Here is a 16,300-nt window from a genome sequence, read left to right on the forward strand (position 1 = left end):
GAATTAAAAAGACTCACCTCATCCTTTCCACTGTATTAACAGACTTCCTAAAGCAAGGATGTATCTGCACCTCCTCAAATCTTGGCTCATGCCGATCTGAGTATGAGAAAAATGTCTTACTACCTCCTTGTCCACCTTGAACAAAGTCACCTATAAAACCAATCTCATACAATATATGAAGAAAGCTCTCAAAATCTGCCTGATCGGCAATATCATTAAACCATGACTGATTAACTTCAGCTTCAGAAAAAACCTGAAACAACATCTCATCGACTTCGTCGCGCTTAAGGTGGTACTTGTTCCTGAAAAACTTTGTTTTCCAAAACGAAAAAATAGTCGAAAGGTTCGGATATTGATTCGAATACTCAGTACACAAGTCATCAAGCTTCCAAGATGAATAAGTGGGCTCACAAGCCTTCAGGACTTCACTATCAGGCTTATCACCTTGAAGTCCCTCGGTGTAGAACCTAGCCATCTGGATAAGCTCTCTTGGCCTTGAAAGAGTTCTTTCGACAAGCCAGTTATCCGTATTATGCGTCCCTACAGTTTCTGGAAAAACTTTCGAAAACGGCCTGTCTGAAGGCTCCTCACCAGCCTGCTCAATATTAAAATTAATCCTCCGCTCCATGAGGTTTATTAACGAACCCTTAGACCACCTAATCCTTTCAACATTTCGATATTTATCAGAATGCTGAGTCTTGCTCATCAAAATCGAATAAACATCCTCTCTAAGATACACAAAGACGTGAATATTCCTAGAAAGAGCCATCAGGTATGAGCTTGCTGCGAGCAGCCCTAACAGCATATTATTTGAGACTTCAGAATTATCCCAGCCAAGATCAAGGTCATCAACCATGATGACAATCTCAGCCCCTGACTCTGCAATTGAAGTCAAATGATGCTCTAAAGCATCAACTTCCGCGACTGCTCTCAACTCTTTCTCTAGCTGAAGCCCAAGATCTCCTAGCTTCCCGGCCTTAAGCTTAACTCTCGACAAAACATCCGAAATATTTTCAACCAAATCCTTGGATGTTCTATTGAGCTCAACTGAAACCCCTCGGGCAAACTCCATGCTATTTGCGGTATACTTTCCTTTTGCTTTATGGCCAAGCAAGGAAAGGCTATCCAGCATTATCTGCCTCAACCAACTATGCTGAAAGAAAATTTCCTCACCAAACCCTTCACTAAAGGATTCCTCATTAACAATATTTCTTATCGATGAGTAGCTAGGCGTGATATTGACTACATGAACATCTTTCTGCTGATCAAAAGAATTCGCCAACTTCTTCCTAAGAGCGCTTTTCCCTGATCCCTTCCGACCTACAACTAAAAACTTTGATTTTCTAAAGAGCCGGCCATAACTGTCAGTATCAACAAAATAAGAAAGAAGATTTTCATCTTTCTCAGCGCTATCATCGCCCCATAAAATACTATTCAATTCCATAAAAAATAAGTCTCAACCATCTTGTATCAATTAACCCGCCCAATCCGAATCTCACACCGCCCCAAGATCTCCACGTCCTTCATGTCCTGCGGCTTGATCAATTCCTTCTCGTAGCGCGGGTTGTCGCTGATCAGCAGCCAGGCGCCGCCGGCGACGCGCTGCACACGCTTGATGCGCCGCTCGCCGTGAACGAGCAGCAGGAACACCCCTTCCGGGTGAGGGTCGCGGCTGCTGCGGTCCACCAGCACCCAGTCACCGTCGGCCAGGGTGCCGTCCATCGAGTCGCCGCGGACCTTGATGCCGACCACCTGGGCCGGATCGAGGCCCTGGGCGGCGAGCTGCTCGGTGGGGAAGTACAGCGTGGACTCGACCTCTTCCCGCTCGAGCGAACGGCCATCGCCGGCCGCAGCCTCGATGTCGTACATCGCCACGGGTGATAGCCCTGAACTGGCCGAGAGCCCGGACGTCTCGAATTCGGGCTGGGCTGGATCATCACTCCGACGCCCCGTCAGCACGTAGTGGGTGTCTACCCCCTCGCTATCCAAGGCTGCGAGGTAGTCCGCCTGAGGGCTCCGGTCCTTCTCATAGTTCGCCTGTGCACGCTTTGACACGCCTGCAAGAGCAGCGAACTCATCTTGAGATAGGCCCAAACGCAGCCTCTCTTCCTTCAGACGCTCATGGATCGTCACACGGACTCCTTCAGTCCCTTTGACAAATGCACATTCGTGCATTAGCTTTCACTCTGAAATGCACATACGTTCATCAACGAAGGAAGCCACTGCCATGGCCACCTCAGCGTCTACCCAGGCCCGCGACCCGCGGGCCATCACGATCGAGATCTCCGGCATCACCGGCGCGGGCAAGTCCTCGCTCCTTCACATCCTCGGCCGCTACCTCAGCGAGCAGGGCTTTCCCGTTGCCCTGGAGGATGCCGATCGCTCCGACATCAACCCCAGCCCCACCACCATCGCCGGTGTGGCGCTGGACAGCATCGACGCTGCATGGGAGCTGGATGCCATCCGTCGCTACGAAAAGCATCACCCGATCACCCTTCGCACTCGGCTGACGGAAGATCCGCGTTCTGCTCAGCCTGCGCACGCACAAGATGATTGATCTCGAGATGCGCATTCACCTGATGCGCGAACAGCGCCTCATTGCCCGGAAGCGCCGCATACAGCGCATCGCAGTAGCTGGCATTGCCGCTGCCGCGAACCAGTTTGAGCGCCGTCTCAACGGCGGTGTTGCCGGCCTTGTAATGCCCCTGAAGGCGCAGCAGGCAGCCCAGCGCGAACAGGTCGGCAATCGCCAATGCTTGATCAGCCGGCTGCTCTCGAAGGCGTTCCCACAGTCGGTTTGCATCCACTGCCATGACACCGCCTTTGTCTTTCACTCCATTAAGGAAGCCTAACCGATGAGCCATCCCGAAACCATCGCTCACCCCACCGTGAGCCGGGCGCCGAAAGGCTGTAATCGCCCGGTGATGACCCACCTCACGGAAACCGAGCGGCAGCGCCTGGAAGGCATCGCCGAACTGGAGATGCGCTCGCTTTCCGCCACCTCTCGCCTGCTGCTGCTCAAGGGCCTCGAGCAATACGAAGCCGAAACCGAACAGGCCGCTCGGTCCTGACCTCTCCATCGTCCTGTATTGCCGCATAAGGAACTCCGCCATGTACCAGGACCCGAAACGCGTTCGCACCAAGTCCACCGTCTACCTCGACCAGTACGAGCAGGACGTGATCACCGCGCTGGCCAACTACCTTGGCGTGCCCAAGGCCGAGGTGATGCGCCAGATGATGATGAAGGAGGCCCAGGAGGTGCTGGGCGTCGACCTCGCCGCGCTCACCGACACTATCGCCGCCAGCGCGGGCTAAACCCAGCACCACATCCACCGTGCATTCGAGGTTCCCCATGCCGGAACAACCCATGGAGCTCGACCAGGAGATGACGGCCGTGCTCGACGCCATTCGCGAGCAGCAGGGCCTGGAAACCCGAGAGCAAGCCGCCGAGTGGCTGCTGCGCCGGCGCATTCGCCGAGGCGCCCAGGGGCTTACCGGCCGCGGCCGAGCCCTCTACCCCGTGAACTCACAAGGAGGTCATCAATGAGCGAAGCCCCGATCCGCCCACGTATCCCGTGCCCGCACTGCGGCCAGAACCTGCGCATCCGCAAGAGCCAGGGACTCACGCCGGTGTATCGCGAGGCGGTCTTCGAGTGCCGCAACGAGGACTGCGGCTGGCGTGGCAAGGCGTCGATCGAGATCACCCACACCATCGCGCCCAGCGACATCCCCAACCCGTCGGTGTCGCTGCCGTTCGTGCCGCGCCTGCGGAAGCTGGTCATGTCGCAGCCGTCCACCGCCAGCGCGTAACCCATCGCAAACGAACACCACGAGCCACCCCATTACGGAAGGAACGCCACATGGATGCCATGAGCAACGTCACCGCCATCGCCCAGCACCAGGACCCGCACAACATCGCCGCCGCGCGCTTGTTCCGCGACCGCTGGGAGAACCGCGTCACCGCGCTGGCCAACTGCGTCGAGCACCTGGTCACCGTGCACGACATGCCCGAGGAGCGCGCCGAGCTGATCGCCGTGCAGGCCTACGCCGACCTCGAGGCCACCAACCAGCGTGCTCGCATCGAGGTCGACGCCTGCACCTCGCACGTGGTGGTGCTTCGCACCGAGGACGGCACCCCGGCGGTGTTCACCGTCACCGACCTGGTGCAGCTGCTCGAGCAGGCCCGCCGCGACGACCGCGCCACGGTCGTCGATCGCCACCGCGAGCGGCCCATCGTCCTCGAGCACTGACCCCGGGCGGCCAGCCGCCCTCTCTCCGCTTCCTATTCACGATTCAGAGGAGGCTCAGCGTGAATCCATCGCTGCGCCAGGACATCGTTGCGCGCTTGAAACGCGACTTTCGCGCCGAAGACCGGGGCGACTACCTGCAGAAAGTGCAGTGCCCGGAGTGCGGCAAGCGCGAGGCCTTCATCCAGGCCGAGCAGCCGTGGATGCTCAAGTGCGGGCGCGAGAACCACTGCGGCAGCCAGGTGCACGTGAAGGCGCTGTTCCCGGAGCTGTTCTCCAGCTGGACGGAACGCTACGACCTGCCCGAGCGCCGCGCCGAGAGCACCACGCCGGTGGCCGACGGCTACCTGCGCGACGGCCGCGGCTTTGAGCTGGAGCGCATCCGCGGCTGGTACACCCAGGAGAGCTACTGGAAACCGGGCATCGGCGGTACCGCCACGGTGCGCTTCGCCCTGCCCGGCGGCGCCTACTGGGAGCGCCTGCTCGACAGGCCCGAGCGCTTCGGCAAGCAGAAGGCCAACTTCGCCGGCGCCTACAAGGGCTACTGTTGGCAGCCGCCGGCTCTGACCACCGCCGACCTGGCCACCGGCGACGAGGTATGGATCGTCGAGGGCATCTTCGACGCCATCGCCCACTACCACCACGGCAAGGCCGCGGTGTCGGCGATGAGCTGCGCCAACTACCCCGAACACGCCCTCAAGGCACTGGCCGATGCCGCCCACGCCGAGGGCGGCGCCCGCCCCACCCTGGTGTGGGCGCTGGACAGCAACCGCGCCGGGCAGACCGCCACCCTCAGGCACGTGAAGCGCGCCCGGGCCGAGGGCTGGGAGTGCCGCGCCGCGCAGATCCCCGGCGGCGGCCAGCACGACTGGAACGACGCCCACCAGCGCGGCGAGCTCACCGACGAGCACTACGCCACCTACCGCTATCACGGCGACCTGCTGCTGGCCCCGTCAGCCATGGCCAAGGCGCTGATCCTCTACAAGCGCACCGAGCGCCGCGAGTGCTGGTTCGAGTACAAGCGCCAGATCTGGTGGTGGAAGCTGGACGTGGACGCCTTCGACCGTGCGGTACGCGCCGAGGGCGCCGACGGCGACGACCAGCAGAGCCTGGACCCGGCCCAGCGCGACGCCGCCCTGGAACAGGCCGGCAGCGTGAAGCGCATCTGCACCTGCTTCCCCACGGCGCTCTACTACCAGGCCAACGCCGTTACCGACGAGAGCTGGTACTACTACCGCATCGAATTCCCCGACGGCCGAGCGCCGGTGAAGAACACCTTCAGCGGTGGCCAGCTGGCCAGTGCCAGCGAGTACAAGAAGCGCCTGCTCGGCGTCGCCCCGGGCGCGGTATGGACCGGCACGAGTCAGCAGCTCGACACCCTGCTCCAGGACCAGATCGGCAACATCAAGACGGTCGAGACGATCGACTACATCGGCTACAGCAAGGAGCACGGGGCCTATGTGTTCGGCGACCTCGCCGTGGCCGGCGGCAAGGTGGTGCCGATCAACGCCGAGGACTACTTCAAGCTCAGCCCGACCAAGCACCTCAAGACGCTGAGCCAGTCGGTCACCCTGCAACTGAACCCCGACCGTGACGCCTACCGCACCGACTGGACCCGCCAGCTGCTCGGCGCCTTCGGCGCCAAGGGCGTGGTAGCCACAGCCTACTGGCTGGGCAGCCTGCTCGCCGAGCAGATCCGCGGCGCGATGGGCAGCTTCCCGTTCCTGGAGATCGTCGGCGAGGCCGGCGCGGGCAAGTCCACCCTCATCGAGTTCCTGTGGAAGCTGGTCGGCCGGCGTGACTACGAGGGCTTCGACCCCAGCAAGGCCACCATGCCGGCCCGCTCCCGCAACTTCGCCCAGGTCGCCAACCTGCCGGTGGTGCTGATCGAGTCCGACCGCGACCAGGGCGACGGTGCCAAGCAGAAGCAGTTCGACTGGGACGAGCTCAAGACCGCCTTCAACGGCCGCTCGATCCGCGCCCGCGGCGTGAAGAACGGCGGCAACGACACCTACGAGCCGCCCTTCCGCGGCAGCATCGTGATCAGCCAGAACGCCGCCGTGCAGGCCGGCGAGGCGATCCAGACCCGCATCTGCCACCTCCACTTCACCCGCGATGGCCAGAACCCGCAGACGAAAGCGCTGGCCGAGGCGCTGGAAAAGGCCGAGCTCGAGCACGTCAGCCAGTTCGCCCTGGACGTGGCCAAACGCGAGGCCGAGCTGCTCGAGCGGATCACCGATCGCGCCCGCGAATACGCCGATCGCATCGCCGAAGACCCTGACATCAAGGTGCTGCGCATCGCCAAGTGCCACGGCCAGCTGATGGCCCTGGTGGAGTGCCTGGGCCCCGGGGGGCTGGGCCTGTTTGACGCCCAGACCATCGACCAGGCCTGCGGCCACGTGTGGCAGATGGCCCGCGAACGCCAGCAGTCCATCAACGCCGATCACCCGCTCGTCGCCGAGTTCTGGGAGGCCGTCGAGTACCTCGAGGGGCTCGCCGAGGAGCCGGTGCTTAACCACTACGGCAAGAGCAGCGACCTGGTGGCCATCAACCTCAAGGACTTCGAGCGCCGTTGCGCCGACTACAAGCTGCGCATCCCCGAGGTGCGCGAGCTGAAGCGCTACCTCAAGTCCAGCAAGACCCGAAAGTTCGTCGACGCCAACCGCACCGTGCGGAGCCAGATCCGCCTGGGCAACACCAGCGTGAAGTGCTGGGTGTTTGAAGCCTGAGATCAAGCCTGACCGGGAGAGGAAGGAGACCGCCATGCCACACCGCCGCACCTACACCCTCGAGCAGGCCGCCCCGCTGCTCAACCTGGGCCGCAACACCCTGGCCCGCCGGCTGCGCCAGGCCGGTGTGCTCGGGCCGGACAACCTGCCCGCCGGCCCGTATCGGGGCCGCGTGAATCTGGTGATCGTCGCCACCGGCACCTACTGGCACCCCATCTGCGGCTGGACCCACTACGGCCGCACCGAACTCACCGATGCCGGCCTCGACCACGTGGCCGACAAGCTCGGCATCGCCATCGACCACCTGCCCGCGCCCCATGCCCGCCGGGCAGGCCCGCAAGCCCACCACGCAGGGAGCACACCATGACCATGCCCAACCTCACCCAGCGCCTGAGCGAGCGAAACCGCCAGGCCCTGGAAGCCATGCTCGCCGTCGAGACCGACGCCAAACAGCGCCTAGCACGGGTCGAGAAGCTCGGCCCCACGGCGCTGAACCGACTGGCCCAGGTCGCCCAGGGCGACAGCGGCCAGAGCCACCACTGCCGCCGCCTGCTGCTCGCCGTCTACAACGGCCCCGAGTGGCCGCTGGAGCTCACCCGGCTGCGCGTGATCGACCGGGACCTCCAGGACGCCGCCCTGGTCGTCATCGAATGGGCCACCTACACCGGCCGCGAGCTGCACGAGTACCTGGATGACGGCGACCGCCTGATGCAGCGCTTCTGGATGATCGAAACCCACAAGGATGAGGACTGAACCATGGCCGACAACGCCGATATCGCTACCGAAATGATGGAACGCCGCATGGAAGGCGCCCTCGCCCACCACCGCCTGCCAAGCGCCCAGGCGGAAAACGACGAGTGCGAGGAATGCGGCGACGAGATCCCCGCGGCCCGCCGCCAGGCCGCGCCCTGGGCCACCACCTGCATCGAGTGCCAGTCCATTCGCGAAGGGAGGAACAAGCATGTTCGCCAAGCTCTTTGAGTCCCCGAAGTACGGCCAGATCCTCGCCAAGCTCGACACGCACCACGAGGACCACACCCCAGAAGTGCGCTTCTACGTGCAGCCGAAGAACCTCGGCGTCTGCTCGTTCGCGATCGGTTTCGAGGACGACGACCAGGGCTGGAAGCTGGCCGAGCAGGCGTTCGAAAAGACCGACCTGGCAGCGGCCGAGGAAGGCATTGCGACCATGTTCCGCGACTTCCCGATCCACGTTGAATTCGAGCAGGAGGCCTGAGCCATGGGAAGCATCAAGAACCACGCCCAAGCCGACGAGGCCGCCACCATGGCGGCTAGCCGCACCAGCTACAGCCTGGCCCGCGAGGTGCTTGGGCTTCGTGCCCAGCTCGCCGAGCTCGAGAACCAGAACAGCCAGCTGAGCGCCTGGATCGTGGAGGGCGATGTCGAGCGCGACAAGCTGGCGGTGCGGGCACGGGAAGCCGAGGAAGAACTGCTGCATGTGCAGTGCCAGCGCGACGCCGCGATTCAAAGAGCGCAGATGGCGGAGGATGGGCAAAATACTGCTCAGGAACGGAAGCATAACCCTCATTCTGAGCAACATGGCGCTCATTGGGAGGGGGTGGCGCCATGACTCAGGCCACCACTAAGGGCGGGCCGCTGACCCGCCAAGCCGCCATGCTGTGCAGAGATGAGCGTTTCCGGCTCTACCTGGATCGCCGCCGGCGCCACAAGTTCGGCCTCACAGAGAGCCAGCTGCCCGACGGAACGCACAACGAGCAGGATGCACGCGAGTGGCTCTGTGCTGCTTGCGGCATCGAGAGCCGCGCGGAGCTGGATCACGACCGACAGGCTGCCGACACCTTCCAGGGCATCCGCCAGCGCTATGGCCGCTGGCGAGTCCAGACCTTATAGTGCCCTTTCAGGATCGCCAGGGAGGGGCCATGTCACGCAACCCATTCAAAGTCCCGCAGGACAGCGCGCTGAACCATCCCGAAGTGCGCCCGGTATTCGAACGGCTGCTTGGAGCACGCATCCAGCCCGAAGAAAGCGAGATGAAGGCTGTCTCACCCACGAATGTCCGGCCAGAAGATAGCGTCGCCGCCCTAGCCGCAGAAATGTGTCGAGGGGACGCCTTCCCTCTTTACCTGGATCAGCGTCAGCGCCAGAAATTCGGCAAGACAGAGAGGGAATGCCCTGATGGGACCCATGACGGCCTGCAGGCACGCGACTGGCTTTGTCAGGCATGCGGCGTGCGCACCTCGTCGGAGCTGGACACCAACCCTCAAGCCGCTGAGATCTTCCTGAGGATCTATAACCGCTTCTCACGCTGGCAAGCCCGCCAACTCGGCAAGATCTAGCCCAGCGCCCAAGGTGCTCGGGAAACACGTGCCGAGGTCATCGATAACGGTATAAAACCACCGTGCATCCACGCCTGCCAACATGTCGAAGACTGCTTTAGACTGTATGTGAATACAGTAAAGGAGGATCACATGGCAGACGGCGTCGAGGTGCGGGGCAATACCGTGCGCGTCTACTTCCGCTGGCAGGGAGAGCTCTGCCGGGAGCCGCTCCCCGGCAAGGCCACGGAGCGAAAGCTCGAGCATGCCAAGCGGCTGGTGACGATCATCAACTACGAGATCGAGGCCGGCACCTTCGACTATGCCCGGCACTTCCCCGAATCACGGCGGCTGCACGAGAGCAGTTTCGGCTTCTACCTGGACCTGTGGCTGGCGATCAAGAAGAACGAGCTGGCCTACTCGAGCTATCGGGCGACCGCTTCCAAGGCCGAGACGCATGTGCGCCCGCGCTGGGGCGACGAACAGGCCGACTCGATCGACCACATCGAGCTCCAGGACTGGATCCAGAAGGACCTGGTGAAGCACCTGTCGAACAAGACGATCAAGGAGATCGTCAGCATCATGCGACAGACCTTCCGGCTCTATGCCACCCGCAACAAGAAGGCCTTCGATCCCACCCTGGGCATCAACATCCGGCTGCCAGACGACGAGGACCCGGACCCGTTCGAGAAAGCGGAGATCCAGAAGATCCTCGAGACGCCGACGAAGCGCGTTCAGGAGCTCAACCTGATGAAATTCGCGATGTACGACGGGCCCAGGATCTCCGAGGCACAAGCGCTGGCGTGGGAGGACGTGCTCGACGTCGAGAAAGGGATCATCCGCTACCGGCGGGCGGTGGTGCGCGGGCGCTTCAAGGTGACGAAGACCAAGCGCTCGACGCGCGTCCATCACCTGCTGAAGCCAGCCCGGGAAGCGCTCCAGGAGCAGTTCAAGATGACAGGACATCTGCCGGCGCAGACGTACCAGGTCGTCGATCGGGACAATCGGACCATCCGGGAAGAGAAGCTGCGGCTAGTATTCCTGAATTCACTGAGCGGGAAGCCGTTCTACGAGAACGCGATCCGGCAGCGCTTCTGGAAGACTCACCTGGAGAAGGCGGGAGTGAGATACCGCGGCCCGAACCAGTGCCGGCACACTTTCATCAGTCAGATGCTGTCGCTCGGCGTGGTGCCACTTCACTGGATCGCCAACCACGTCGGCCACTCCAGCATCACCATGATTCAGCGGCGGTATGGCAAATGGATTCATGCCGACGGGCAGGACGTGCCGACCATGATCGAGAAGCTCCTGGATCTATAAGCATTCCCAGGATTGTTCCCAAAACCGTTCCCAAAGGCCAAAAACGAAGAAGGGGAATCAACATAAGATGTTGATTCCCCTTCAAAATTCTGTGGCGGAGGGGGAGGGATTCGAACCCTCGAAGCCTTTCGACTTACACACTTTCCAGGCGTGCTCCTTCGACCACTCGGACACCCCTCCGCATTGTGGTTCCATCGCTGCGGGCGCGCTGCCTTCCGCTCAAGAACGGGGCGTATATTATCGACATAAGTACACGAATGCAAGCCGTTTTTTGGATTTCTTCCCGGTCGGGTCAGCGGGCCGGCAGCACCGCATAGTCGCCGCGGGCCTCGAGGCACAGGGTCTCGCCGCACCACAGGCGCTGCACCAGGGCGATGCGCCCCTTGCCGCGGCGCCCAAGGCGATCGGCGAGACGCTCGGGGCCATCCTCGACCTCCGGCGTGCAGACCAGCCGATAGTCGCCGGTCACCGGGGCCAGGAAGCGCTGGCCGGCCTCGGCGACCACCACGTCGCGGTCATGGCCATGGCGACGCAGCCAGAGGGTCGTCCAGCACCAGCCCAGCAGGGTGGTCTGGGCGGCGAGCGCCCCGCCGAAGCCGGTGCCCTTGTCGTTGAGGCTGGGCGACAGCGCCAGCCGCCATTCGAGGGCCTCGTCATCACGGCGCATCGACTGGATGCCCAGGTGGCCGACCATGGGAATCGCCTCGCCGAGCCAGGCGAGGAAGGCCTCCATGTCGTCTTCCCCGCCCGCCGGCGGCAGCGGTAGGCGAGGATGGGGGATGCCGATCTCGCGCATGCTCAGTCCCAGCGCTCGACGAAGGCGTCGATGTCGTGCTCGGGGAGCGGCCGATGGCGTCCGCCCAGCTGCCCCAGGTAGAGGAAGGCCACCAGCTCGTCGTCCTCCGCGAGCCCCAGGCCCTTGCGGACGGTGGGGTCGAAGGCGTACTTGCCGGTGCGCCACATGGCGCCAAGCCCCTGGGCATGGGCGGCCAGCAGCAGGCCGTGGGCGGCGCAGCCGGCGGAAATCACCTGCTCCACCCGGGGTACCTTGGGCTCGTCCGGCGTCACCTTGGCGATCACGGCGATGATCATCGGCGCGCGCTTGGGCTTCTTGCGGGCGGCGGCCAGCACGGCATCCTCGGCATGGGGGTCCTCGCGGAACTCGGCCTCGGCGAATAGCTCACCGAGGCGGTCGAGCCCTTCGCCTGAGAACTCGATGAAGCGCCAGGGCCGCAGTTCCTTGTGGTCCGGGGCGCGCAGCGCCGCTCGGTACATCGCCCCGAGCTGCTCTGGCGAGGGCGGCGGCCCCATCAGCTTGCCCATGGAGCTGCGTTCATGCAGCAGCGTCATCGCATCCATCGGGATCTCCTTGCCTGAAGTCGAACGAGAAGGGTTCTCGGCACTCTACCAAGTCGCCGGATCCCTGTCGCGCCGGGCCTACTGTCGCGCCAGGCGAAGCGGCGTCGGCGGCCGCTCGCCGGGGGTGGCGCGCCAGGGGCTGATGTCGAGCCCGCCGCGGCGCACGTAGCGTGCCAGCACCAGCAGCCGCTCGGGTCGCACCTTGTCCATCAGGTCCATGAAGATGTGCTCCACGCAGTGCTCGTGGAAGTCCTGGTGCTGACGATAGCCGATCAGGTAGCGCAGCAGGCCGTCGCGTTCGAGGCGCGGGCCGCGATAGCGGATCAGCACGCTGCCCCAGTCGGGCTGGCCGGTGACCGGGCAGTTGGACTTGAGCAGATGGGAGTGCAGGGTCTCCTCGACGATCTCGTCGCCGACGCTCAGGTGCTCGGCGCTCGGCGTGTAGTCGTCGACCGCGATGTCGCGGTCGTCGAGACACTCGCCGGGCAGGCGGCGCGGCGCCAGCTCGGCGTCATCGACGCCGAACAGCTCGATGGAGACCGGCGCCCCGGCGGCCTCGGCGAGGTCGCGTTCCAGGGTCGCCTCCACCTCGCCCTGGCTGGCGAAGCGGGTCTGGTTGAAGCCGTTCAGGTAGAGCTTCCAGGACTTGGACTCGATCAGCCGCGGCGAGTCCGCCGGCAGGCGAAAGCGCGCCACGGCGACGATGGGCTTGCCCCGGGCGTTGAGCCAGGAGAGCTCGAAGGCGTGCCACTCGTCCTCGCCGACGAACGGCAGTTCGCCCTCCTCGATGCCCAGCGGCGCGCGATTGGCGGCGCGGGCGATCGGGTACAAGAGCCCGGCGTCGTAGTGTTCCGGGTAGGCGGATTCGCGCCCCAGGGGGGCGTGTGCGAGGGTGTCGGGACGGTCGTGCGTCATGTTCAGCTCCTGATGCCCTTGCCGTTCTCGAGCATCCACAGGGCGATGGCGAAGAGTACCACGATGAAGCCCAGGATGGCCGCCAGCGCCCAGCCCACCGGGATGTCGGAAACGCCCAGGAAGCCGTAGCGAAAGACGTTGACCATGTAGAGGATGGGGTTGAGCATCGAGGCGCCCTGCCAGAAGGCCGGCAGCAGCGAGATCGAGTAGAAGACCCCTCCCAGGTAGGTCAGCGGCGTGAGCACGAAGGTCGGGACGATGGAGATGTCGTCGAACTTCTTGCCCAGCAGGGCGTTGATGAAGCCGCCGATGGCGAACAGCGCCGCGGTCAGCACCACCACCCCCAGGGTCAGCAGCGGGTGCGCCACCTCCAGGCGAGTGAAGAACAGCGAGACGATCGTGACGATCACCCCGACGCCCAGCCCCCGGGCCATGCCGCCGAACACGAAGCCGGCGAGGATCACCCAGTTGGGCATCGGCGAGACCATCATCTCCTCCACGCTGCGCTGGAACTTGTTGGAGAAGAAGCTCGAGGCCACGTTGGAGTAGCTGTTGGTGATCACCGCCATCATGATCAGCCCGGGGACGATGAAGTCCATGTAGCTGTAGCCGTCCATCTGCCCGATGCGCGAGCCGATCAGGTTGCCGAAGATGATGAAGTACATGGTCATGGTGATCGACGGCGGCAGCAGCGTCTGCGGCCAGATCCGCGTGAAGCGCTTGATCTCCTTGACCACCAGGGTCCACAGGGCGATGGCGATCTGGGTGGCGCTCATGAGCGAACCTCCGTGTTCTGGCCGCCTTCCACCATGGAGACGAACATCTCCTCGAGCCGGTTGGCGCGGTTGCGCATCGACATGACCTCGACACCCTGCTCGCCCAGGGCCTCGAAGACGGCGTTGAGGCGCTGGCCGCGATGCACCATCACCGCCAGCTGGGCGTCGTCCACCTTGCTGACATCGAAGCCGGGGATCTCGGGCGCCGCCTCGACCGGGTGGGCCAGGTCGAGCAGGAAGGTCTCGGTGTCCAGCTCGGCGAGCAGCTCGCGCACGCCGGTATTCCGGACGATCTCGCCGTGGTTGATGATGCCCACGTGCCGGCACAGGCTCTCGGCCTCTTCCAGGTAGTGGGTGGTGAGGATGATGGTGGTGCCCTCCTCCTCGTTGATGCGGCGCATGTAGTCCCACATGCTGCGGCGCAGCTCGATGTCCACCCCGGCGGTGGGCTCGTCGAGGATCAGCAGTTTCGGGCGATGCATCAGGGCCCGGGCGATCATCAGCCGGCGCTTCATGCCGCCGGAGAGCATCCGGGCGCTGCCATTGCGCTTGTCCCACAGCCCCAGGTCGCGCAGCAGCTGCTCGGCGCGGGGCAGCGCCTCGCGACGCGGCATGCCGTAGTAGCCGGCCTGGGCCAGGACGATGTCGATGACCTTCTCGAACTGGTTGAAGTTGAACTCCTGGGGCACCACGCCGAGGTGGTACTTGGCGCGGGCGAAGTCGGTGTCGATGTCGATGCCGAAGATCGAGACCTTGCCGGCGGTCTTCTGCACCAGCGAGCAGACCACGCCCAGGGTGGTCGACTTGCCTGCCCCGTTGGGCCCCAGCAGGGCGAAGAAATCGCCTTGGGCAACGTCGAGGTCGATGCCCTTGAGGGCATGGAAGCCATTGCCGTAGACCTTGGTCAGGCCACGAATGGACAGCGCCGGTTCGGCCATGAGCAGTCCTGTGCGATCGGGTGAATGTCGTCGAAGCCCCTCTAGATGGGGGCATAGGGTCTTGCCTTCAAGCTGGGACGCGACTTTGACAGCCCGGGCCGACTGCACGATATCTAAAAAAGCTGCGCCATCGTTGTCAGGAGGTATGCCATGTCACCGCTCGTCTGGCTCCGACTGCCGTTCTCCACGCCGCGCTGGGACGCCCTGCGCGAACAACGACCCCCGCTGAATCGACTGATCCTAGGGGTGGTGGCGCCCCTGTCGCTGGTGCCGCCGTTGATGCTCTACTATGCGGGCACCCACCATGGCGATGCCTTACTCGCCGGCTTCGGCGACAAGTCGTGGCGATTCATCACCACCATCCTCTTCCTCGCCGAACTGCTGACCTTCGCCGTGATGGGCGGGCTGATTCACCAGATCGCCAACAGCGGCACGCATCGTCTCGCGCTCGACGACGCCTATCGCCTGGCCGCCCTGGCGCCGGTACCGCTGTGGCTGTCGCCGCTGGGGCTCGTCATTCCCAGCCTGACGTTCAATGCGGCGCTCGCCCTGGGGGCCCTCGCCCTGTCCTGCGGCATCGTCTACCACGGCCTGCGCGGCCTTGGCCGCATCCCGGAAGACGTGGAGGCGATGTCGATCACCTACGCGGTCATGGCCGTCGGCGTGATGGCCTGGGGCCTGCTCCTGGCCATGGTCTGGGCCTTCTAGGCTCGCCTGGACAAGCGCCGACGCCCAGCGCTGGCGGCGTGCGCCCTGGCCTGATCGCTTGAGGCACTGACATCGAGTGGAGCGGGACACCAGATTTGACGGGGCGGCCTGCCGCTGGACCGGCACACCGGGTCGTGACCCGAGCCTTGGCCTTACAGCTTCCAGCACATCGAAATCTTGGAGCGGAAACAAGATCGACGGGGCGGCCTTCCGCAGGGCTGGCTCACCGGCTCGTGAGGCTCGTCTTGGCCCTTTAGATAAGGCTAAATCATCGAATGGAGCGGGGAACGAGATTCGACGGGGCGGCCTGCCGCTGGGCCGGCACACCGGATCGTGACCCGAGCCTTGGCCTGGCACGGATACTTTGAATATCTTTAATGGAGCGGGAAACGAGATTCGAACTCGCGACCCTCGCCTTGGCAAGGCGATGCTCTACCACTGAGCTATTCCCGCTCTACAGGAAGGAGGACGATGCGAAGTGGCGTCCCATAGGGGGTTCGAACCCCTGTTACCGCCGTGAAAGGGCGGTGTCCTAGGCCACTAGACGAATGGGACGCATTGGAGCGGGAAACGAGATTCGACCGGGCTGGCGCACCAGCTCGCGACCCTCGCAGGCCCTACTCTAAACCCATCAGCCCGAAGACTGAATGGAGCGGGAAACGAGATTCGAACTCGCGACCCTCGCCTTGGCAAGGCGATGCTCTACCACTGAGCTATTCCCGCAGGTCTCGCATTGTCGAAAACCGGAAGTGGCGTCCCATAGGGGGTTCGAACCCCTGTTACCGCCGTGAAAGGGCGGTGTCCTAGACCACTAGACGAATGGGACGCATCATCACCCCTAGGGAGCGACTGGAGCGGGACACGAGATTCGACCGGGCTGGCGCACCAGCTCGCGACCCTCGCAGGCCCTGCTCTAAACCCATCAGCCCGAAGACTGAATGGAGCGGGAAACGAGATTCGAACTCGCGACCCTCGCCTTGGCAAGGCGATGCTCTACCACTGAGCTATTCCCGC

At 63.4% G+C, this 16,300-nt stretch carries 24 protein-coding genes and 6 tRNA genes; 16 read left to right on the forward strand and 14 right to left on the reverse strand.

The window, feature by feature from the left end:
• Positions 1-13 precede the first annotated feature (13 nt).
• Both QC818_RS15090 and QC818_RS15095 read right to left on the reverse strand, forming a co-directional pair.
• Positions 14-1,444 carry a P-loop ATPase, Sll1717 family gene (locus QC818_RS15090; RefSeq protein WP_309653688.1) on the reverse strand — a complete coding sequence of 477 codons (1,431 nt, stop codon included), beginning with the start codon at positions 1,442-1,444 and terminating at the stop codon, positions 14-16.
• 26 nt (positions 1,445-1,470) lie between these two features.
• The gene (locus QC818_RS15095; protein WP_309653689.1) at positions 1,471-2,133 is read right to left on the reverse strand and encodes an XRE family transcriptional regulator; all 663 of its coding nucleotides are present in this window, start codon (positions 2,131-2,133) and stop codon (positions 1,471-1,473) included.
• Between the two features lie 94 nt (positions 2,134-2,227).
• On the opposite strand from QC818_RS15095, the gene QC818_RS15100 reads away from it, so the two are divergent.
• The gene (locus tag QC818_RS15100; protein ID WP_309653690.1) at positions 2,228-2,557 is read left to right on the forward strand and encodes a nucleoside/nucleotide kinase family protein; all 330 of its coding nucleotides are present in this window, start codon (positions 2,228-2,230) and stop codon (positions 2,555-2,557) included.
• Here the strand turns inward: QC818_RS15100 and QC818_RS15105 are convergent.
• Complete coding sequence (locus QC818_RS15105) at positions 2,490-2,813, reverse strand: hypothetical protein (RefSeq protein WP_309653691.1); 324 nt, start codon at positions 2,811-2,813, stop codon at positions 2,490-2,492. The genes QC818_RS15100 and QC818_RS15105 overlap by 68 nt on opposite strands.
• A 42-nt stretch (positions 2,814-2,855) precedes the next feature.
• Between QC818_RS15105 and QC818_RS15110 the strand changes: the two genes are divergently transcribed.
• The 14 genes from QC818_RS15110 (at position 2,856) to QC818_RS15175 (ending at position 10,590) form a co-directional block, all read left to right on the forward strand.
• Positions 2,856-3,071, forward strand: a complete 216-nt coding sequence (locus QC818_RS15110) for a hypothetical protein (protein ID WP_309653692.1) — start codon at positions 2,856-2,858, stop codon at positions 3,069-3,071.
• A gap of 40 nt (positions 3,072-3,111) precedes the next feature.
• Positions 3,112-3,315: a hypothetical protein gene (locus QC818_RS15115; RefSeq protein WP_309653693.1), complete on the forward strand. Its 204-nt coding sequence runs from the start codon at positions 3,112-3,114 to the stop codon at positions 3,313-3,315.
• A gap of 37 nt (positions 3,316-3,352) precedes the next feature.
• Positions 3,353-3,547, forward strand: a complete 195-nt coding sequence (locus QC818_RS15120; RefSeq protein ID WP_309653694.1) for a hypothetical protein — start codon at positions 3,353-3,355, stop codon at positions 3,545-3,547.
• Positions 3,544-3,810 carry an ogr/Delta-like zinc finger family protein gene (locus QC818_RS15125; RefSeq protein WP_309653695.1) on the forward strand — a complete coding sequence of 89 codons (267 nt, stop codon included), beginning with the start codon at positions 3,544-3,546 and terminating at the stop codon, positions 3,808-3,810. Before QC818_RS15120 ends, QC818_RS15125 begins: the two co-directional genes overlap by 4 nt.
• Positions 3,811-3,860: 50 nt before the next feature.
• On the forward strand, positions 3,861-4,250 hold the full coding sequence (locus QC818_RS15130; RefSeq protein WP_309653696.1) for a hypothetical protein: 390 nt from the start codon (positions 3,861-3,863) through the stop codon (positions 4,248-4,250).
• Between the two features lie 59 nt (positions 4,251-4,309).
• Complete coding sequence (locus tag QC818_RS15135; RefSeq protein WP_309653697.1) at positions 4,310-6,976, forward strand: toprim domain-containing protein; 2,667 nt, start codon at positions 4,310-4,312, stop codon at positions 6,974-6,976.
• Between the two features lie 34 nt (positions 6,977-7,010).
• Positions 7,011-7,343 carry a hypothetical protein gene (locus tag QC818_RS15140; protein ID WP_309653698.1) on the forward strand — a complete coding sequence of 111 codons (333 nt, stop codon included), beginning with the start codon at positions 7,011-7,013 and terminating at the stop codon, positions 7,341-7,343.
• The gene (locus QC818_RS15145) at positions 7,340-7,729 is read left to right on the forward strand and encodes a DUF7673 family protein (RefSeq protein WP_309653699.1); all 390 of its coding nucleotides are present in this window, start codon (positions 7,340-7,342) and stop codon (positions 7,727-7,729) included. The genes QC818_RS15140 and QC818_RS15145 overlap by 4 nt, the downstream gene beginning before the upstream one ends.
• Positions 7,730-7,732: 3 nt before the next feature.
• On the forward strand, positions 7,733-7,957 hold the full coding sequence (locus QC818_RS15150; protein WP_309653700.1) for a TraR/DksA C4-type zinc finger protein: 225 nt from the start codon (positions 7,733-7,735) through the stop codon (positions 7,955-7,957).
• On the forward strand, positions 7,938-8,210 hold the full coding sequence (locus tag QC818_RS15155) for a hypothetical protein (protein ID WP_309653701.1): 273 nt from the start codon (positions 7,938-7,940) through the stop codon (positions 8,208-8,210). Before QC818_RS15150 ends, QC818_RS15155 begins: the two co-directional genes overlap by 20 nt.
• Before the next feature lie 3 nt (positions 8,211-8,213).
• Positions 8,214-8,564: a hypothetical protein gene (locus tag QC818_RS15160; protein ID WP_309653702.1), complete on the forward strand. Its 351-nt coding sequence runs from the start codon at positions 8,214-8,216 to the stop codon at positions 8,562-8,564.
• Positions 8,561-8,845, forward strand: a complete 285-nt coding sequence (locus tag QC818_RS15165) for a hypothetical protein (RefSeq protein ID WP_309653703.1) — start codon at positions 8,561-8,563, stop codon at positions 8,843-8,845. The genes QC818_RS15160 and QC818_RS15165 overlap by 4 nt, the downstream gene beginning before the upstream one ends.
• A gap of 29 nt (positions 8,846-8,874) precedes the next feature.
• Complete coding sequence (locus tag QC818_RS15170; protein WP_309653704.1) at positions 8,875-9,291, forward strand: hypothetical protein; 417 nt, start codon at positions 8,875-8,877, stop codon at positions 9,289-9,291.
• A 132-nt stretch (positions 9,292-9,423) separates the two neighbouring features.
• On the forward strand, positions 9,424-10,590 hold the full coding sequence (locus tag QC818_RS15175; RefSeq protein WP_309653705.1) for a tyrosine-type recombinase/integrase: 1,167 nt from the start codon (positions 9,424-9,426) through the stop codon (positions 10,588-10,590).
• A 92-nt stretch (positions 10,591-10,682) separates the two neighbouring features.
• Here QC818_RS15175 and QC818_RS15180 read toward each other — a convergent pair.
• The 6 genes from QC818_RS15180 to QC818_RS15205 all read right to left on the reverse strand — a co-directional run bounded on the left by QC818_RS15180 (position 10,683) and on the right by QC818_RS15205 (position 14,578).
• A tRNA-Ser gene (locus QC818_RS15180) sits at positions 10,683-10,770 on the reverse strand.
• 112 nt (positions 10,771-10,882) lie between these two features.
• Positions 10,883-11,386: a YiiD C-terminal domain-containing protein gene (locus QC818_RS15185; RefSeq protein ID WP_309653706.1), complete on the reverse strand. Its 504-nt coding sequence runs from the start codon at positions 11,384-11,386 to the stop codon at positions 10,883-10,885.
• 2 nt (positions 11,387-11,388) lie between these two features.
• Complete coding sequence (locus QC818_RS15190; protein WP_309653707.1) at positions 11,389-11,949, reverse strand: nitroreductase family protein; 561 nt, start codon at positions 11,947-11,949, stop codon at positions 11,389-11,391.
• A 78-nt stretch (positions 11,950-12,027) separates the two neighbouring features.
• A complete protein-coding gene (gene queF, locus QC818_RS15195; protein ID WP_309653708.1) occupies positions 12,028-12,864 on the reverse strand; it encodes an NADPH-dependent 7-cyano-7-deazaguanine reductase QueF in 837 nt (278 codons plus the stop codon).
• A 2-nt stretch (positions 12,865-12,866) separates the two neighbouring features.
• Positions 12,867-13,640 (reverse strand): ABC transporter permease, encoded by a 774-nt coding sequence (locus QC818_RS15200; protein ID WP_309653709.1) that lies wholly within the window; start codon positions 13,638-13,640, stop codon positions 12,867-12,869.
• A complete protein-coding gene (locus QC818_RS15205) occupies positions 13,637-14,578 on the reverse strand; it encodes an ABC transporter ATP-binding protein (RefSeq protein WP_309653710.1) in 942 nt (313 codons plus the stop codon). Before QC818_RS15205 ends, QC818_RS15200 begins: the two co-directional genes overlap by 4 nt.
• A 150-nt stretch (positions 14,579-14,728) precedes the next feature.
• Between QC818_RS15205 and QC818_RS15210 the strand changes: the two genes are divergently transcribed.
• Complete coding sequence (locus QC818_RS15210) at positions 14,729-15,286, forward strand: Yip1 family protein (RefSeq protein WP_309653711.1); 558 nt, start codon at positions 14,729-14,731, stop codon at positions 15,284-15,286.
• Between the two features lie 378 nt (positions 15,287-15,664).
• On the opposite strand, the gene QC818_RS15215 is transcribed toward QC818_RS15210, so the two are convergent.
• From QC818_RS15215 to QC818_RS15235, 5 genes are all read right to left on the reverse strand, one after another.
• Positions 15,665-15,739: transfer RNA gene (locus tag QC818_RS15215), tRNA-Gly, on the reverse strand.
• A gap of 26 nt (positions 15,740-15,765) precedes the next feature.
• Positions 15,766-15,841 (reverse strand) — tRNA-Glu (locus tag QC818_RS15220).
• Between the two features lie 93 nt (positions 15,842-15,934).
• Positions 15,935-16,009: transfer RNA gene (locus tag QC818_RS15225), tRNA-Gly, on the reverse strand.
• 27 nt (positions 16,010-16,036) lie between these two features.
• Positions 16,037-16,112, reverse strand: a tRNA-Glu gene (locus tag QC818_RS15230).
• A 113-nt stretch (positions 16,113-16,225) separates the two neighbouring features.
• Positions 16,226-16,300 (reverse strand) — tRNA-Gly (locus QC818_RS15235).

It is taken from the genome of Halomonas koreensis (assembly GCF_031451675.1).
GTDB lineage: Bacteria > Pseudomonadota > Gammaproteobacteria > Pseudomonadales > Halomonadaceae > Halomonas > Halomonas koreensis.

Excerpts from the sequence above, each read along its gene's own strand:
- QC818_RS15110 (WP_309653692.1), top strand. The coding sequence starts at position 2,856 with ATGAGCCATCCCGAAACCATCGCTCACCCCACCGTGAGCCGGGCGCCG.
- QC818_RS15150 (WP_309653700.1), top strand. The coding sequence starts at position 7,733 with ATGGCCGACAACGCCGATATCGCTACCGAAATGATGGAACGCCGCATG.
- queF (WP_309653708.1), bottom strand. The coding sequence starts at position 12,864 with ATGACGCACGACCGTCCCGACACCCTCGCACACGCCCCCCTGGGGCGC.
- QC818_RS15185 (WP_309653706.1), bottom strand. The coding sequence starts at position 11,386 with ATGCGCGAGATCGGCATCCCCCATCCTCGCCTACCGCTGCCGCCGGCG.
- QC818_RS15155 (WP_309653701.1), top strand. The coding sequence starts at position 7,938 with ATGTTCGCCAAGCTCTTTGAGTCCCCGAAGTACGGCCAGATCCTCGCC.
- QC818_RS15200 (WP_309653709.1), bottom strand. The coding sequence starts at position 13,640 with ATGAGCGCCACCCAGATCGCCATCGCCCTGTGGACCCTGGTGGTCAAG.
- QC818_RS15125 (WP_309653695.1), top strand. The coding sequence starts at position 3,544 with ATGAGCGAAGCCCCGATCCGCCCACGTATCCCGTGCCCGCACTGCGGC.
- QC818_RS15170 (WP_309653704.1), top strand. The coding sequence starts at position 8,875 with ATGTCACGCAACCCATTCAAAGTCCCGCAGGACAGCGCGCTGAACCAT.
- QC818_RS15160 (WP_309653702.1), top strand. The coding sequence starts at position 8,214 with ATGGGAAGCATCAAGAACCACGCCCAAGCCGACGAGGCCGCCACCATG.
- QC818_RS15145 (WP_309653699.1), top strand. The coding sequence starts at position 7,340 with ATGACCATGCCCAACCTCACCCAGCGCCTGAGCGAGCGAAACCGCCAG.
- QC818_RS15175 (WP_309653705.1), top strand. The coding sequence starts at position 9,424 with ATGGCAGACGGCGTCGAGGTGCGGGGCAATACCGTGCGCGTCTACTTC.
- QC818_RS15165 (WP_309653703.1), top strand. The coding sequence starts at position 8,561 with ATGACTCAGGCCACCACTAAGGGCGGGCCGCTGACCCGCCAAGCCGCC.
- QC818_RS15205 (WP_309653710.1), bottom strand. The coding sequence starts at position 14,578 with ATGGCCGAACCGGCGCTGTCCATTCGTGGCCTGACCAAGGTCTACGGC.
- QC818_RS15100 (WP_309653690.1), top strand. The coding sequence starts at position 2,228 with ATGGCCACCTCAGCGTCTACCCAGGCCCGCGACCCGCGGGCCATCACG.
- QC818_RS15140 (WP_309653698.1), top strand. The coding sequence starts at position 7,011 with ATGCCACACCGCCGCACCTACACCCTCGAGCAGGCCGCCCCGCTGCTC.
- QC818_RS15105 (WP_309653691.1), bottom strand. The coding sequence starts at position 2,813 with ATGGCAGTGGATGCAAACCGACTGTGGGAACGCCTTCGAGAGCAGCCG.
- QC818_RS15190 (WP_309653707.1), bottom strand. The coding sequence starts at position 11,949 with ATGGATGCGATGACGCTGCTGCATGAACGCAGCTCCATGGGCAAGCTG.
- QC818_RS15130 (WP_309653696.1), top strand. The coding sequence starts at position 3,861 with ATGGATGCCATGAGCAACGTCACCGCCATCGCCCAGCACCAGGACCCG.
- QC818_RS15210 (WP_309653711.1), top strand. The coding sequence starts at position 14,729 with ATGTCACCGCTCGTCTGGCTCCGACTGCCGTTCTCCACGCCGCGCTGG.
- QC818_RS15090 (WP_309653688.1), bottom strand. The coding sequence starts at position 1,444 with ATGGAATTGAATAGTATTTTATGGGGCGATGATAGCGCTGAGAAAGAT.
- QC818_RS15115 (WP_309653693.1), top strand. The coding sequence starts at position 3,112 with ATGTACCAGGACCCGAAACGCGTTCGCACCAAGTCCACCGTCTACCTC.
- QC818_RS15120 (WP_309653694.1), top strand. The coding sequence starts at position 3,353 with ATGCCGGAACAACCCATGGAGCTCGACCAGGAGATGACGGCCGTGCTC.